General features: G+C 69.8%; 14 protein-coding genes and 1 tRNA gene. 10 read left to right on the forward strand and 5 right to left on the reverse strand.

Annotated features, from left to right (window positions below):
• Window positions 1-57 precede the first annotated feature (57 nt).
• The 6 genes from ASF75_RS12410 (at window position 58) to pstB (ending at window position 7,772) form a co-directional block, all read left to right on the forward strand.
• Window positions 58-2,223, forward strand: coding sequence for an RNA degradosome polyphosphate kinase (locus ASF75_RS12410; protein ID WP_042539263.1), 2,166 nt, complete (start codon window positions 58-60; stop codon window positions 2,221-2,223).
• Window positions 2,220-3,167 (forward strand): NUDIX hydrolase, encoded by a 948-nt coding sequence (locus tag ASF75_RS12415; protein WP_042539261.1) that lies wholly within the window; start codon window positions 2,220-2,222, stop codon window positions 3,165-3,167. Before ASF75_RS12410 ends, ASF75_RS12415 begins: the two co-directional genes overlap by 4 nt.
• Window positions 3,168-3,548: 381 nt before the next feature.
• Window positions 3,549-4,655, forward strand: a complete 1,107-nt coding sequence (locus ASF75_RS12420; RefSeq protein ID WP_017888091.1) for a phosphate ABC transporter substrate-binding protein PstS — start codon at window positions 3,549-3,551, stop codon at window positions 4,653-4,655.
• Between the two features lie 238 nt (window positions 4,656-4,893).
• Window positions 4,894-5,844 (forward strand): phosphate ABC transporter permease subunit PstC, encoded by a 951-nt coding sequence (pstC, locus tag ASF75_RS12425; protein WP_017888092.1) that lies wholly within the window; start codon window positions 4,894-4,896, stop codon window positions 5,842-5,844.
• Between the two features lie 13 nt (window positions 5,845-5,857).
• On the forward strand, window positions 5,858-6,943 hold the full coding sequence (gene pstA, locus ASF75_RS12430) for a phosphate ABC transporter permease PstA (protein ID WP_017888093.1): 1,086 nt from the start codon (window positions 5,858-5,860) through the stop codon (window positions 6,941-6,943).
• Between the two features lie 49 nt (window positions 6,944-6,992).
• Window positions 6,993-7,772, forward strand: coding sequence for a phosphate ABC transporter ATP-binding protein PstB (gene pstB / locus ASF75_RS12435; RefSeq protein WP_017888094.1), 780 nt, complete (start codon window positions 6,993-6,995; stop codon window positions 7,770-7,772).
• A gap of 275 nt (window positions 7,773-8,047) precedes the next feature.
• Here the strand turns inward: pstB and ASF75_RS12440 are convergent, their stop codons facing one another.
• The 3 genes from ASF75_RS12440 to ASF75_RS12450 all read right to left on the reverse strand — a co-directional run bounded on the left by ASF75_RS12440 (window position 8,048) and on the right by ASF75_RS12450 (window position 10,675).
• Window positions 8,048-8,923 carry an anti-sigma factor domain-containing protein gene (locus tag ASF75_RS12440; RefSeq protein WP_056071842.1) on the reverse strand — a complete coding sequence of 292 codons (876 nt, stop codon included), beginning with the start codon at window positions 8,921-8,923 and terminating at the stop codon, window positions 8,048-8,050.
• Window positions 8,920-9,519, reverse strand: coding sequence for an ECF RNA polymerase sigma factor SigK (gene sigK, locus ASF75_RS12445; RefSeq protein WP_056071845.1), 600 nt, complete (start codon window positions 9,517-9,519; stop codon window positions 8,920-8,922). The genes ASF75_RS12440 and sigK overlap by 4 nt, the downstream gene beginning before the upstream one ends.
• Before the next feature lie 526 nt (window positions 9,520-10,045).
• The gene (locus ASF75_RS12450) at window positions 10,046-10,675 is read right to left on the reverse strand and encodes a hypothetical protein (RefSeq protein WP_017888097.1); all 630 of its coding nucleotides are present in this window, start codon (window positions 10,673-10,675) and stop codon (window positions 10,046-10,048) included.
• A 127-nt stretch (window positions 10,676-10,802) separates the two neighbouring features.
• Between ASF75_RS12450 and ASF75_RS17905 the strand changes: the two genes are divergently transcribed.
• The 4 genes from ASF75_RS17905 to ASF75_RS12465 all read left to right on the forward strand — a co-directional run bounded on the left by ASF75_RS17905 (window position 10,803) and on the right by ASF75_RS12465 (window position 12,464).
• Window positions 10,803-10,964, forward strand: coding sequence for a hypothetical protein (locus ASF75_RS17905; RefSeq protein ID WP_017888098.1), 162 nt, complete (start codon window positions 10,803-10,805; stop codon window positions 10,962-10,964).
• A 53-nt stretch (window positions 10,965-11,017) separates the two neighbouring features.
• Window positions 11,018-11,093, forward strand: a tRNA-Lys gene (locus ASF75_RS12455).
• Window positions 11,094-11,130: 37 nt separating this feature from the next.
• Window positions 11,131-11,967, forward strand: coding sequence for an SGNH/GDSL hydrolase family protein (locus ASF75_RS12460; RefSeq protein WP_082509729.1), 837 nt, complete (start codon window positions 11,131-11,133; stop codon window positions 11,965-11,967).
• Between the two features lie 176 nt (window positions 11,968-12,143).
• Window positions 12,144-12,464: a hypothetical protein gene (locus ASF75_RS12465; RefSeq protein WP_027466636.1), complete on the forward strand. Its 321-nt coding sequence runs from the start codon at window positions 12,144-12,146 to the stop codon at window positions 12,462-12,464.
• An 88-nt stretch (window positions 12,465-12,552) separates the two neighbouring features.
• On the opposite strand, the gene ASF75_RS12470 is transcribed toward ASF75_RS12465, so the two are convergent.
• Window positions 12,553-13,485 (reverse strand): aldose 1-epimerase family protein, encoded by a 933-nt coding sequence (locus tag ASF75_RS12470; protein ID WP_017888101.1) that lies wholly within the window; start codon window positions 13,483-13,485, stop codon window positions 12,553-12,555.
• Window positions 13,482-14,336, reverse strand: a complete 855-nt coding sequence (locus ASF75_RS12475; RefSeq protein ID WP_056071851.1) for a DeoR/GlpR family DNA-binding transcription regulator — start codon at window positions 14,334-14,336, stop codon at window positions 13,482-13,484. Before ASF75_RS12475 ends, ASF75_RS12470 begins: the two co-directional genes overlap by 4 nt.
• Window positions 14,337-14,392: the final 56 nt, after the last annotated feature.

Genomic DNA, 14,392 nt, shown 5'->3' on the forward strand with positions numbered 1-14,392 from the left:
TCCACAGCGTCCACCGGGGCCCCTCCGACAGCAGAGGCCGGGTGGCAGGATGTGGGGATGGACACCGAACCGCAGCTCGACGGCGAATCCGTCGCACCCGACCTCGACGACTTCGACGAGGTCGTCGAGATCGAGCACGAGTCGCTGCCGACGGACCGCTACTTCGACCGCGAGCTCAGCTGGCTCAGGTTCAACCAGCGCGTGCTCGAGCTGGGTGAAGACCGCACGCAGCCCCTGCTGGAGCGAGCGAACTTCCTGGCGATCTTCGCGTCCAACCTCGACGAGTTCTTCATGGTCCGCGTCGCCGGCCTGAAGCGCCGCATCGACACCGGCATCGCCGTCCCGACCAACGTCGGCCGTGCCCCCAGTGACGTCCTGCGCGACATCGCGAAGAAGGCCCACGAGCTGCAGGACCGGCACGCGCAGGCGTTCATCGGGTCGCTCAAGCCGGACCTCGACGCCGCGGGCATCCACATCGAGCACTGGTCCGACCTCGACGAAGCCGACCGGCAGCGGATGCGGGAGTACTTCAACGAGCAGATCTTCCCGGTGCTCATGCCGCTGGCGGTCGACCCGGCGCACCCGTTCCCCTACATCTCCGGGCTCTCGCTCAACCTGGCGGTGCGGGTCCGCAACCCGAAGTCGCAGCGCCAGGAGTTCGCGCGCCTCAAGGTGCCGCAGAACTTCTCCCGTTTCATCAAGCTCCCCGACGACAACTCCGGCCGGATGCGCTTCATCCCGCTCGAAGACCTCATCGCGAACCACCTCGACGACCTGTTCCCGGGGATGGAGGTCCTCGAGCACCACGTGTTCCGGGTCACCCGCAACGAGGACGTCGAGATCGAGGAGGACGAGGCCGAGAACCTCATCCAGGCCCTCGAGCGCGAGCTCCTGCGCCGCCGGTTCGGCCCGCCGATCCGCCTCGAGATCACCGAGGACATGGACCCGGTGACCCTCGACCTGCTCGTGCGTGAACTCGACATCACCGAGGAAGAGGTGTTCCGGCTGCCGTCGCCGCTCGACCTCGGCGGGCTGTTCGAGATCTCGAAGATCAGCCGCCCGGACCTGCACTACCCGAAGCACGTGCCGACGACCCCGGTGCAGTTCCAGCCGGGTGAGCCGAACACGAAGCCCGACCTGTTCCGTGCGATCAAGGCGAACGACGTCCTGGTCCACCACCCCTACGAGTCCTTCGCCACGAGCGTGCAGGCGTTCCTCGAGCAGGCCGCGGCCGACCCGAACGTCCTGGCGATCAAGCAGACGCTGTACCGTACGTCCGGCGACAGCCCCATCGTCGAAGCGCTCATCGACGCAGCGGCCGCCGGCAAGCAGGTCCTCGCCCTGGTCGAGATCAAGGCGCGCTTCGACGAGCAGAACAACATCACCTGGGCCCGCAAGCTCGAGAAGGCCGGCGTGCACGTCGTCTACGGCCTGGTGGGGCTGAAGACGCACTCGAAGCTGGTGCTCGTCATCCGGCAAGAGGGCGGGACGCTCAAGCACTACAGCCACATCGGCACGGGCAACTACAACCCGAAGACCTCGCGCATCTACGAGGACATGGGCCTGTTCACCTCGGACGACACCGTGGGCAAGGACCTCACCCGCCTGTTCAACGAGCTGTCCGGCTACGCCATCGAGAAGAAGTTCAAGCGCCTGCTCGTGGCACCGCTGCACCTGCGGAAGGGCCTGCTCAAGCGCATCCAGACCGAGGCGGCGAACGCCCGTGCCGGCAAGCCCTCGGGCATCCGGATCAAGGTCAACTCGATGGTCGACGAGCAGATCATCGACGCGCTCTACCTGGCGAGCCAGGCCGGGGTGCCGATCGACGTCTGGGTCCGGGGCATCTGCTCGCTCAAGCCGGGGATGGAAGGCGTCAGCGACACCATCCGCGTGCGGAGCATCGTCGGCCGCTACCTGGAGCACTCCCGCGCCTTCGCGTTCCACAACGACGGCGACCCGGCGGTCTTCATCGGCAGCGCCGACATGATGCACCGCAACCTCGACCGTCGCGTCGAGGCACTCGTGCGGCTGGTCGCACCGGACCACATCAACGAGGTCCAGGAGATGTTCGACCTGGCGATGGCCGACACCGCCAGCTCGTGGCACCTGGAGTCCGACGGCGAGTGGACGCGGCACTCCACCGACGATGCGGGCCGCCCGCTCGAGGACGTGCAGAATGTGACCATGCGGAAGATCTCGGCTCGGAAGCGCTCGACTCGGTGAGCGGCGGTCCCTCGGGCCCCGTCGTCGCTGCGGGTGCGGTCGTCTGGCGCGAACAGGACGGCACACCCCTCGTGCTGCTCATCCACCGCGACCACCACAAGGACGTCTCCCTGCCCAAGGGCAAGGTGGACCCGGGCGAGGCCGTCCCGACGACCGCTGTGCGCGAGATCGACGAGGAGACCGGCTACCGCGTCCACCTCGGCGCTCCGCTCGGCACCGCCGAGTACGTGCTGCCGAACGGTCGCGACAAGGTCGTGCACTACTGGGCGGCCCGGGTCTCGGCCAAGGAGTACGCCCGCGCCGGGGCCTTCGAGCCGAACCACGAGGTCGCCGCACTCGAGTGGGTCACCATCGACGACGCCCGCAACCGTCTGACGTACGAGCGGGACGTCGCGATCCTCGACCGCTTCGCCGAACGCGCCGCCGCCGGACAGCACCGCACCTTCGCCCTGATCACCCTGCGCCACGCGAAGACCGTGCCCGGCTCGGACTGGGACGGTCCCGACGCCACCCGACCGCTGCTGCCCGTCGGCCGTTCGCAGGCCAAGGCCGCCGCGGCGCCGGTCGCGGCGTTCGGCCCGAAGAAGATCGTGAGCAGCACGGCGGCGCGGTGCCTCGCGACCGTCGAACCGCTCTCGGCCGCGACGAAGCTCGGCGTCTCGAGCACCCCGGACATCAGCCAGGACGCCCACGACCGCGGAGCCGCCGACGTCAAGGGCGTCGTCCGGCGCCGCCTCGACAAGGGCAAGACCGCCGTGCTCTGCTCGCACGGCCCGGTGCTGCCCGACATCATCGCCCGGATCGCCACCGTGACCGCCGACGACTCCGGCCGCTTCGACCTGCGTCGCGCGGCGATGTTGTCCGTCGGGGACTTCTCCGTCATGCACATCGCCGGAGACACGCTCGTCGCGGTCGAGACGCACCGCAACACGACCCCGGCGTAGCCGGCCACCGCCGGACCGCAGCGCCGCCGCACCGCAGCGCCGCCGGACCGCAGCGCCGCCGGACCAGAGCGCCGCAGCCGACGCGCCCGGCACCCGACCACATGACGGGGCCGCGCCGCGCCCGGAGAACGCGATCCGGGCCTCCCGACCGCCCTTCCGCGATCATGCGTGCGTATCTTCCGAACGCGCGCACAGTGCCCCCGATCCTGCTCCCTGCGCGGGCGCGGCGCACGCCGCCCCGACGCGGACAACCCCTCGTTCACCTTCCGTTCACCAGCGGGGGTGATCCCCGTCACCTCGCGTCCCTACAGTCGCTCCCGGGTCGGCACCGGCCCAGGGACCGCAGTGGTCCCACTGCATTCCATTCCCGAAGGGACCCCTGTGAACATCAAGCGAATCGGTTCGATCGCAGCAATCGCGATCGCCGGCGCAGTCGTGCTCTCCTCGTGCGCGGCAAACGAGGACGCGGGCAGCACCAAGTCCTCCTCCACCAGCGGCAGCGACTACTCGAAGCTCTCCGGCACCCTGACCGGCTCGGGCTCGTCCGCACAGCAGACCGCGCAGGCCACCTGGGCCGCCGGTTTCCAGGACGAAGCCAAGGGCGTCACGGTGAACTACACGCCGGACGGCTCCGGCGCCGGCCGCGAGAACTTCATGTCGGGTGCCGCGGACTTCGCCGGCTCCGACGCCGCGCTGAAGGACGAGGAGCTCTCGGGCAAGTTCGAGTCCTGCAAGGCGGACACCAAGGGCATCGACATCCCCGTCTACATCTCCCCGATCGCCATCGCGTACAAGGTCGACGGCGTCAGCGACCTGACCCTCGACGCGAAGACCATCGCGGGCATCTTCTCGGGCAAGATCACCAAGTGGAACGACTCGGAGATCGCCGACCTGAACAAGGACGCGAAGCTGCCGGACGCGAACATCACGGTCGTGCACCGCTCCGACGACTCGGGCACCACGCAGAACTTCTCGGAGTACGTCTCCGCGAACGCCGGCGACGTCTGGACCGAAGAGCCGAGCCAGACCTTCCCGTACTCGGTCGGTGACAGCGCGAAGGGCACCTCCGGTGTCGCCTCCGCGATGGGCAACGCCACCAACGCCATCACCTACATCGACGACTCCGGCGCGGGTGACCTCGACCGCGCGAAGCTGATGGTCGGCGACAAGGCGACCGAGATCTCGGCCGACGGTGCCGCGCAGGTCGTCGCCGACTCGAAGATCGCAACCGGCCGCGAGGACAACGACCTCGCGATCGACATCGACCGCAAGGACACCGCTGACGGTGCCTGGCCGCTGGTCCTCGTCTCCTACGCCATCGCGTGCCAGGAGTACAAGGACGCCGACAAGGCCGAGCTCGTGAAGGGCTACCTGGACTACGTCGTCTCGAGCGCTGCTCAGGACGCCGCTGCGAAGGAGGCCAAGTCGGCCGCCCTCTCCTCCGACCTGGCGTCGAAGGCCAAGGACGCGGTCGCGTCCATCAAGTAAGGCCCCCTGAGCGCCCGGACGCCGGTCCCACCCACATGACCGGCGTCCGGGCCCTCGCCCGTCCGGGCCCCACCGGGAGTGCAGCACCACCGCCGCCACCGGGAGCGCAGCACGACTGCCGCCACCGGGAGCACAGCATCACCGCTCCCACCGGGAAGAGCCCGCACCCGGACGTCCCACCCCGCTCCACCACCCGCACCCGTCGCCTCCCCCGGCGTTCCTCCGACTGGAGTACCCCATGACGACCGCACCGGCCCAGCCAGGGGCCACCGTCACCCCGATCAAGCCGAAGGCCGTCGTCCGCGTCGGTGACCGGATCTTCTCCGCCGCCTCGGTCATCGCCGGCGGCCTCATCCTCTTCGTGCTCGTGCTCGTCGCCGCGTTCCTCGTCTGGCAGAGCATCCCGGCGTTCTCCGCCAAGGTCGGCGAGCTGCCCGGGAAGGCCACGAACTTCTGGGACTTCGTCGGCCCCCTGGTGTTCGGCACCGTCTGGTCCGCGCTCATCGCGCTCGTGATCGCCGTGCCGCTGTCCCTCGGGATCGCCCTCTTCATCTCGCACTTCGCGCCGCGTCGACTCGCTCCGGTCCTCGGCTACGTCATCGACCTGCTGGCCGCGGTGCCGTCGGTCGTCTACGGCCTCTGGGGCATCGCCGTGCTGGCTCCCCTGGTGAAGCCCTTCTACGTGTTCCTGAACGAGTACCTCGGCTGGTTCCCGCTGTTCTCCGGTCAGGTGTCCGGCACCGGCCGCACGATCCTGACGGCCTCGATCGTCCTCGCCGTCATGGCGATCCCGATCATGACGGCGGTCATGCGTGAGATCTTCCTGCAGGCCCCGACCCTCAACGAGGAAGCGGCCCTGGCCCTCGGCGCGACCCGCTGGGAGATGATCCGCCTGTCTGTCCTGCCGTTCGCGAAGTCCGGCATCGTGTCCGCGATCATGCTCGGCCTCGGTCGTGCACTCGGCGAGACGATGGCGATCGCGCTGGTGTTGTCGGTCTCGACGAACGTCACGTTCGAGATGCTGACGTCGCAGAACCCCTCGACGATCGCCGCGAACATCGCCCTGCAGTTCGCCGAGGCTTCCGGGACGGCACTGAACGCGCTCATCGCGTCGGGTCTCATCCTCTTCGTCATCACCCTGGTCATCAACATGCTCGCGCGGTACATCGTCCGCAGCCGAGTCAGCTGAGAGGTCGCACCCGATGTCCCTCGCGCTCCGTCAGACCGGCACCGCCGGCAACGTCTACGCCAATGGCAAGCTGCACGCGTCCGTCCCGTGGCTGCTGCTGGTCGGCAGCTGGGTCGCCCTCGTCCTGGTCTTCGCCCTGCTCAACGCCGGTGGCGCCGTCAAGGACTTCAACGTCGTCGCCGCGATCTTCCTCGGCACGGTCCTGTTCGACGTGCTCATCGTCGTCGTCTCGCGCATCGTCGAGGGCGGTCGCAAGGCCGTCGACCGCCTGGTCACCTCGCTCGTCATCACGGCGTTCGTCATCGCGGTCCTGCCGCTGGTGTCGCTGCTCTGGACGGTCATCGCCAAGGGCGTCGCCCGCCTCGACGCGAACTTCTTCTCGTACTCGATGCGCGGGGTCATCTCCGAGGGCGGCGGCGCGGTCCACGCGCTCATCGGCACCCTCGAGATCACCCTGTTCGCGGCGCTCATCTCGGTGCCGATCGGTCTGCTCACCTCGATCTACCTGGTCGAGTACGGTCGTGGCGCGCTGGCGAAGGGCATCACGTTCTTCGTCGACGTCATGACGGGCATCCCGTCGATCGTCGCCGGGCTGTTCGCCTACGCGCTCTTCGCGCTGTTCCTCGGCCCGGGTGCCCGCTTCGGTCTGGTCGGCTCCGTCGCCCTGTCGGTGCTGATGATCCCGATCGTCGTGCGCTCCACCGAAGAGGTGCTGAAGATCGTCCCGATGGAACTCCGCGAGGCCTCGTACGCCCTCGGTGTCCCGAAGTACCTGACGATCCTCAAGGTGGTTCTGCCCACGAGCCTCGCGGGCATCATGACCGGCATCATGCTCTCGATCGCCCGCGTCATCGGTGAGACCGCCCCGCTGCTCGTCACGGCCGGCTTCACCGCGAGCATGAACTACAACCTGTTCCGCGACCCGATGATGACCCTGCCGGTGTACGCCTACACGCAGTACTCGCAGCAGGGCGCCAACCCGGTGCCGTTCGTCGACCGGGCGTGGACCGCGGCCCTGGTGCTCATCCTGATCGTGATGCTGCTCAACCTGCTTGCCCGGATCATCACCCGCCTCTTCGCCCCCAAGCTCAGCCGCTGACCGTCCGCCCCCGCGGATCCAGCGTCACCACCCACCCAGAAGGATCAACGTGTCCAAGCGCATCGAGGTCGACGGCCTCAACGTCTACTACTCGAAGTTCAAGGCGGTCGAGGGTGTCGACATCACCATCGAGCCCCGCACCGTCACGGCCTTCATCGGCCCGTCGGGCTGCGGCAAGTCCACCTTCCTCCGCACCCTGAACCGCATGCACGAGGTCATCCCCGGCGCCTGGGTCGAGGGATCGGTCAAGATCGACGGCGACGACCTGTACGGCCCCGGCGTCGACCCCGTGCTCGTCCGCCGTCAGGTCGGCATGGTCTTCCAGCGACCGAACCCGTTCCCGACGATGTCGATCCGCGACAACGTGCTCGCGGGCGTCAAGCTCAACAACAAGCGCGTCTCCCGCTCCGAGGCCGACGACATCGTCGAGCGCTCGCTGCAGGGTGCGAACCTGTGGAACGAGGTCAAGGACCGCCTCGACAAGCCCGGCATGGGTCTGTCCGGTGGCCAGCAGCAGCGGCTCTGCATCGCCCGCGCGATCGCGGTCGAGCCGGACGTGCTGCTGATGGACGAGCCCTGCTCGGCCCTCGACCCGATCTCGACCCTGGCCATCGAGGACCTGATCGAGGAGCTCAAGAAGGAGTTCACGATCGTGATCGTGACCCACAACATGCAGCAGGCGTCGCGCGTCAGCGACAAGACGGCGTTCTTCAACATCGCCGGCACCGGCGCTCCGGGCAAGCTCATCGAGTTCGACGACACCGCGACGATGTTCTCGAACCCGTCCGTGCAGGCCACCGAGGACTACGTCTCGGGCCGCTTCGGTTGATCGGCATCCGTCCGTCGCGCTGACGGACGGCCTGGAGGCCCGGTGCACGTCCGCCACGGACGCGCACCGGGCCTTCGTGGTTGCGCCGGGTGCCGCGGCGGCCCGCAAGACGTGCGCATGTTCCGACGATCCACGCGTCGATCGACTCGTGGAACGTCGCTCGATGCGCACGCAGACGTTGCGTGCGCATGTTCCGACGATCCACGCGTCGATCGACTCGTGGAACGACGAAAGGTGCCCGCGCATCGACTGCACGGGCACCTTCCGGAGTACCGTCAGGCCGTGGTGGTGGGGACCGCCATGATCGGCGACGAGGTCGGCTGCTTCGAACCACCGGCGGGCTCGACCGTCATGCCGATCGTCGCCCCCTCGGACATCGCACCCTTCAGCACAGCGGAGTGCACACCGTCCGCCGCGCCGTCGACCAGGCCGGCCGACTTGATGGCACCGCCCTGCTCCTCGGAGCCGATGTACCAGAGCTCGTACGTCTTGCCCTTCGGCGCCTGCTCGACGCCGTCCAGGATCACCGCGGACTTGCCGAGGTCGTTCGACCACACGACCGTCGCCGAACCGCCGCCCGCGACCTTGGTCGTGGTGCGCTGGAAGTCCGACGCGGCGTAGATGCGGTCAAGGCCGCTCGAGGCCTGCGTGGTGCCCGGTCCGGAGCCGTTCGGGTCGAAGACCGATCCGACGCCGAGTCCCCCGAAGAAGACCGCGGCGACGGCAGCAGCGGCCGTCAGCATCACCGCCGGACGCTGGAACCAGCGGCGGCGAGCCTCGGACGACGCCCGGCCACCGGCGGTGGGGCCGTCGGCGATCGAGGTGACGGGCACGGCGGGCGCAGGGCGGGCCTCCTGGGCGGGGGTGGTCTCGGCGACCGGGGTCTGGTCGACCGTCGTGTCGGCGAGGGGTGCGGCCTGCGGGGTCGTGGCGATCTGGGCCAGCAGCGACGCCTTCAGCGACGCGGGGGGCTCGATCGGTGCGACGGCGTAGGCGAGCTGCAGCGCGGTCTCGCGCAGCGAGTCGTTCTCGGCCTGCAGCTCGGGGGACGTCCGGAGGGCGTCCTCGAGGAGCGCGCGCTCGTCATCGGACAGCGCGTCGAGTGCGTGGGACCCCGTCATCAGTGCGGGGTCGTCGTGGCGTTCGGTCATGAGGTCACCCCCATCTCGTCTCGGAGTCGGATCATCCCGTCACGGAGACGGGTCTTGACGGTGCCGATGGGGACACCGAGGTGTTCGGCCATCTCGCTGTGCGAGTAGCCGCCGTAGTACGCGAGTTGCACAGCCTGCCGCTGGAACTCCGTGAGCTTCGCCAACGCTCGGCCGACGCGCTCGTGCTCGATGCGGATCTCGACGGACTCGGAGACCTGGTCGAAACCGGCCTCGAGGTCGCGGATGCCGATCTTGGTGTCGCGGTCGTGCGAGGACTGCGAGGCGCGGACCCGGTCGACCGCGCGGCGGTGGGCCATGGTGAGGACCCAGCTGGCGGCCGTTCCGCGCTTCCGGTCGAAGCGGGTGGCCTGCTGCCAGACTTCCAGGAAGACCTCCTGCGTGACCTCTTCCGACTGCGCGCGGTCCCGGAGGAGCCGCGTGATCAGACCGAGGACCCGGCCGGACAGTGCGTCGTAGAGGTCCGCGAAGGCGGCTTGGTCACCGGAGGCGACCCGGGCGAGGAGGTCGTCCGGCGATGCCTGAGCTGGCTCTGACGAGCTCCAGCGTTCGGTGTCGCTATCCACGAGGGCAAGCATTGCAGGTTTCCCTCCTCTCGGTTGCTTTCGTTGACCAGGCGGGTAGCACGAAGCCCCCGCATGGGCGGTCGAGACGAGGGGCCGGCGTGACCCACAGGGAATTGACCGGCGGTGCCGGTCCGGGTCACACCGGGCCTCTCGCTTCGTGACGGGCATTCCGTCCGCCACGATGATGATTCGGCGCGGTCCCCGCTGTGGATTGGGCGGGGATCGGGATTTCTCGGCGGCGCGGGCGCGGCGGGCTCCCCGCGGGCGGTGCGCTGGCACGCCCGGGGCCGGTTCTGTCCACCATGAGTGAACAGGGTCGAGTGATCAGCCGACGTCTCGTAGACTGGTGATCGCCGGGCCGCAGCAAGCCCCGGGCTCCAAAATTCGCCGCTTCGAGCGGCCTCGCGCCGAGAGGCGCTTTCTGCGGCTCGGCTTCTCCATGCCCGGATGCGTCGCGCGCTCGCGCGGCCGTGCGCGTCGTCGCGAAGCTCCGCGCCCCTGGCCTGGAGGCTGGGTGCGGGTCCGCCCCTCCGCCCGCTCAGTCCAGGCTGTCGCGACGCCAGAGCGCCGCCGCCTCGGTCAGGTCGGCCGCCAGCTCCGTCAGGCGGAGCGCCCGCGTCGTCAGCTCGCCCGCCCGCTCGGACGCGACCAGGTCGGACTCGTCCGCCACGGCGGTCGCACCGGCGGCGGTCAGGCGGCAGAACGATGCCCCGCGGTCCAGCGCCACCGCGAGGTCGCCCGTGTACAGGCCGTGCAGGATGCGGTCGGCGAGCGTCAGGATCTCGGCCGGGCCGGTCGGTTCCTCAGCACCCGCGACCGCCTGGTCGATCGTGCCGATCTGCGCCGTGCCCCGTTCGAACAGGTACGCGATCTCCTCCGGGTTCTGCCGGATGACGATGCGCACCAGGTAGACCCGCCAGAGCGCCCCCGGCAGGGTGTGCGCCCCCACCCGCGCCCACAGCTCCGCGATGGCGTCGATGCCGTGCACGTCGGTGTAGGTGACGAGCCGCTCGACCACGGCGGGGTCCGGGTCCTCACGCACACGGTGCAGCAGGGCGTTCGCGGTCTCGTGCGCGACACGGTTCACCAGCGCCGGGTCCTCACCGCCCTGGATGGCGGCGAACTCGGCGTCGGTGAAGTGGACAGGACGGTGGTGATCGCGAGGCACCGCAGCAGTGTAGGCGCGGCCGGTGACACGCCCGCGGCCCGTTCGCCGAGAACGCAACGACTGCGCCGCGCGTACCGTGTTGCGGCAGGGAGGCGCTCCTCCCTGCACGTGAAGGAGAGGATCTTCCATGAACGCCCTGCTCATCATCCTGGCTGTGATCGCAGTCATCCTGCTGTTCGTCGGCGGGTTCGCCGCGAGCCTGAAGTTCCTGCTCTACGTCGGCATCGTGCTCCTGATCATCGCGGTCATCGCGTGGCTGCTGCGAACGCTCACCGGACGCCGGGGCTGACCCGCTCGCACGGTTCTGTCCCAGAGGCCCTCACCCGCTAGCCTTGCGGGTGAGGGCCTCTAGCTCAGTTGGTAGAGCACCGGACTTTTAATCCGAGGGTCGTGGGTTCGAGCCCCACGGGGCCCACCACCAGTCTTCCCTGTTGCTCTTGTCTACAATCGGTTCGATGGGCCGAGGATCGCAGCGCGCACGGCCGGGCACCTCCACCGACCCGGCGACGATGCCGCGACGCCGCCGCAGACTCGTCCCCGCACTCGCCCTCGGCGCCATGGCACTCGGATTCTCCGGACTCCTGCTGATCCTGCCGAGCGTGTCGAGCGCCTGCCAGCCCGTCTCCTCGTCGACCTCGGCCTCGGCCGTCGCGGCCCCCGGGGTCTCGGCCGAGCGGATCGCGGCGGCGATCGAGCCCGGATCGCGTGTCCTCATCGTCGGCGACTCGTACACGTCCGGTCGTGGGTCGACCAGCGGGATCCACGGCTGGGCCCAGGACATCAGCGCGGACCGCGGGTGGAAGGCCAAGATCGACGACTACCCGGGCACCGGCTACGTCGACGTCGGCGCCTCCGGTTCGTCGCACTTCACGTTCGGTCCCCGGATCGAACGAGACGCCTCCTTGGACCCGGAACTGGTGATCGTGCAGGGCAGCCAGAACGACTGGCTCGTCGACGCCGACACCCTGCGCGCCGCCGTCGAGCGCACGCTCCGCACGGCGCAGCAGACCTGGCCGGACGCGGTCGTCGTCGCGTTCGGTCCGTCGGCACCCCTGCCGCACGCGAAGACCACGGTCGGTGTCGCCGCCTCGGTCTCGTCGGCTGCAGCCACAGTCGGGGTCCCCTACATCGATGCCCTCGCCGGCCGGTGGTTCACGACCACGAACAGTCCCGGGTACTCGGCGCCCGACGGCGGGCACCCGAACGACGCCGGCCACCAGTACCTGGCTGACCGCGTCAGCGAGGCGCTGGACGCCCTCGCCACCCCCGCCGACAGTGCCCGGTGCGCCTGACGGGTGCCGTCCGCTCCTGAACGGGGTACAACCCGTCCCCAGCGAGCTCATGGGAGATCCCCTGCACAGCACAGTCGGTCCCCAGCGGACTGTTGGGCTCCCGCCGATAGTGTCGTTCCCGGATCCGATCACCGGATCCTGCAGCACCGCACCACCACGAACGAACGGGGTACACCGTGATCGAGCCCATCGAAGCCACGCAGACCAGCACCACCGGTGACGCGCGCCGCATCGTCGAGCTCGCAGCAGCGACCAACACGACGATGAGCAACGAGCTCCTGCTCGACACGCTCCGCCGCAACGCCCAGGTCACGACCCGCCACATCCGCAAGGACTTCATCGAGGTCGCGACCGCCACCGCCGTGCTCGGCTACGTCTGCCGCCAGCGCAAGGACTTCATCGCGCTCCGCGGCGACGACCCGGCCTGGGCACACGAGGTCGGCCGGTACGCGACCGAGTCCCTCGCGGTCGAGGCGCTCCGGATGCGCCGCGGCTGACGCCCGGCTTCCGACACGAACGCACAAGGCTCCGCCGGACACCCGGCGGGGCCTTCGTCGTGTCAGCAGTGCGAGCCGACCGGAGTCCTCAGGACCAGACGCGGCGGATCCCCCACGAACCGGTCCAGGTCTCGTCCGGCTCGAGCCAGCGCAGACCTTCGCCGGAGTTCAGGGCGTTCGCGGGTGCCGTCATCGGTTCGACCGCGACGGCCAGGCCCTTCCCGTCGCCGCGCGGGTACTCGCGCGACGTGAAGACCTGCACGTACGGGAACGAGGCGTCCTGCCAGAGCTCCACCCCGTCGCCCTCGGGCCCGTGCATCGTCGTGCGGCGGATCCCCTCGGCGTCGGGGGTGACGTCCGTGTACGCGGTGTCGAGGTCCGAGTCCCCGGCCCGCCGGCCCTGACGGAGGTCGTACGGCGTGCCCTCGACCGGCACCGACCCGTTCGGCACCTTCTGCTCGTCGACGGTGAACGCGGTCGCGGCGTCGAGCGTGACGACCAGGTCGTCGGCGGGGGTGTCACCGGCACGCAGGTACGGGTGCGCGCCGACGGCGAAGGGTGCGCGGACGCCCGAGCGGTTCGTGACCTCGTGCGTGACACGGATGCCGTCGTCGACGAGCTCGTGCAGCACGCGCGTCTCGAGGGTGAAGGGCCACCCGTGCTGCGGGTGGATCGTCGCTTCTTGCTGGATCGAGGTCTCGGTCTGCGACACCACCCGGTACGGTGCGAAGCGGAGCAGCCCGTGCGAGGCGTTGCCGTACTTCGGCTCCGAGATGTCGAGCTGCTGCCGCTTGCCCTCGAGCTCCCACACACCACCGGCGACGCGGTTCGGCCAGGGCGCCAGGACGATGCCGTTCGCGCCCGGCGGCTGCTCGGTGACGGGGAACGGCTCGGTGATGTCGAAGCCGGCGACACGGAGTTCGCGGATGCCCGCGGCGACCTCGGTGACCACGGCTTCGACGACCCCGTCGGGTCCGGCGTGGTGGAGGCGGTACTGGCCACCAGTGGGTGCTGCGGTCATGGGGTGTTCTTCCTTCCGGCTGGTTCGGTGCGCTGCTCGCCGTCGGCGACGATCACCTGGGCCCCGGCCGCCCGGATCGTGGCGACCGCGTCGGCGTCGGCGTCGGCGGTGACGACGACGTCGATGTCCTCGAGCGCGCGGACGACCCCGATGTGGGCCCGGCCGAACTTCGACCCGTCCGCGACCACGACGGTACGCCGGGCCGTCGTGGCGAGCATCCGCTTGGCCTCGGTCTCGGGCAGGTTCACGTTCGTCAGGCCGTGGTCGACGTCGAGGCCGGTGCCGCCGAGGAACACGAGGTCGGCCGCGATCATCGGCAGGACGGCGCCGTTGAAGGGTGCGACGAGCGAGTGCTGCAGGGGCCGGAGGGTGCCGCCGGTGACGATCACGGTGAAGCGCGGGACCGCTCGCTCGAGCGCGAGCGCGGTGGTGAGGGAGTTCGTGACGACGGTGACGCCCGTGAGCTCGGTCCGGGCCACGAGCGCCTCGGCGACGGCGGCCGGCGTGGTGCCGACGTCGAGGACGACGCACTCCCCCGGCCGCACCAGCGCCGCGGCCGCACGGCCGATGGCTGCCTTGGCCACCTGGTGCTCGACGGCGGTCTCCTCGAAGGGGCGCTCGGTGGAGCCGGCCCCGAGGCGGACCGCGCCCCCGTGCACCCGGCGGATCCGGGCCTCCTGGTCGAGGACGGCGAGGTCCTGGCGGACGGTCACCTCGCTGGTGCCGAGGGACGCGGCCAACGCGGCCGTCCGGACCATGCCCGGGGCACCGTCGACGATCGCGACGATGCGGTCCTGCCGCAGGGGCGCGGGCAGCGCGCCGGCGAGGAAGGAGAGGTCGGCGTCCGTCATGTGGACAGTTTCGCTTGCTTCCGATGTCCTTCGCAACGCTTCGGATGGGCGCTAAG

Origin of the sequence: Curtobacterium sp. Leaf154, from assembly GCF_001424595.1 — a bacterium.
GTDB classification, from domain to species: domain Bacteria; phylum Actinomycetota; class Actinomycetes; order Actinomycetales; family Microbacteriaceae; genus Curtobacterium; species Curtobacterium poinsettiae.

Coding starts and splice junctions, on each gene's coding strand:
- ASF75_RS12410 (WP_042539263.1), top strand. CDS start 58: ATGGACACCGAACCGCAGCTCGACGGCGAATCCGTCGCACCCGACCTC.
- pstC (WP_017888092.1), top strand. CDS start 4,894: ATGACGACCGCACCGGCCCAGCCAGGGGCCACCGTCACCCCGATCAAG.
- pstA (WP_017888093.1), top strand. CDS start 5,858: ATGTCCCTCGCGCTCCGTCAGACCGGCACCGCCGGCAACGTCTACGCC.
- ASF75_RS12440 (WP_056071842.1), bottom strand. CDS start 8,923: ATGACCGAACGCCACGACGACCCCGCACTGATGACGGGGTCCCACGCA.
- sigK (WP_056071845.1), bottom strand. CDS start 9,519: ATGCTTGCCCTCGTGGATAGCGACACCGAACGCTGGAGCTCGTCAGAG.
- ASF75_RS17905 (WP_017888098.1), top strand. CDS start 10,803: ATGAACGCCCTGCTCATCATCCTGGCTGTGATCGCAGTCATCCTGCTG.
- ASF75_RS12460 (WP_082509729.1), top strand. CDS start 11,131: ATGGGCCGAGGATCGCAGCGCGCACGGCCGGGCACCTCCACCGACCCG.
- ASF75_RS12470 (WP_017888101.1), bottom strand. CDS start 13,485: ATGACCGCAGCACCCACTGGTGGCCAGTACCGCCTCCACCACGCCGGA.
- ASF75_RS12475 (WP_056071851.1), bottom strand. CDS start 14,336: ATGACGGACGCCGACCTCTCCTTCCTCGCCGGCGCGCTGCCCGCGCCC.